Origin of the sequence: Microvirga tunisiensis, from assembly GCF_009296175.1 — a bacterium.
Taxonomy (GTDB): domain Bacteria; phylum Pseudomonadota; class Alphaproteobacteria; order Rhizobiales; family Beijerinckiaceae; genus Microvirga; species Microvirga tunisiensis.
The window spans coordinates 1-663 of sequence record NZ_VOSK01000943.1 but is presented as its reverse complement, the minus strand read 5'-3'; the positions used below and the strand labels follow the sequence as shown (position 1 = coordinate 663).

Here is a 663-nt window from a genome sequence, read left to right as displayed (position 1 = left end):
CCAGCGGGCCGAGTTCCATGTAGTCCTCGATGCCGATCTCATCCATGGACGCATCCGGGTTCTTCCAGGAGATCAGGAAAACCGTGAAGCCTTGCTCGACCAGGTAGCGCACCAGGCTGTTCTTGGGTTGCATGTCGAGAATGTAGTACTTGTTGATCCAGGGCGGCAGGATCAACAGTGGCGTCTTGTGAACCGTCTTGGTGGTTGGCGCATACTGGATCAGCTCCATCAGGCGATTGCGGTGGACCACCTTTCCGGGTGTGAGAGCGAGATTCCGTCCTGGCGCGAAGGCTTCCATGTCGACCATGCTCAGGCGTCCGGCTTGGAGATCGGCGGCCAGGTTGGCGGCCCCGGCTGCGATACTGGTTCCTCCGGTCTCGACGGCTCTGCGAAGAGCGACAGGGTTCGACAGCAGGATCAGAGCGGGGCTCATTGCGTCCACGAACTGCCGCAAGTGGAAGGTGATGCGCTGCTGCTCGGCCTCGTCCATGCCGTCCACATCGCCCTGCTGCAGGAGCCAGTCTGACGCAAGCAGATAGATCTGCTGAAGCGTGCGATAGACCGGGTTGGTGTGCCACTCGCGGGCAGCGAACCGCTTGTCTGTTGCGGGAGTAGATGGTCCATTCCCTGGCGCTGAACCTGCAATGCCGAGCCAGCGCTGCC

At 61.2% G+C, this 663-nt stretch carries 1 pseudogene; it reads right to left on the bottom strand.

The window, feature by feature from the left end:
* A pseudogene (locus FS320_RS51510) lies at positions 1-663 on the bottom strand (class I poly(R)-hydroxyalkanoic acid synthase); the annotation flags it as partial.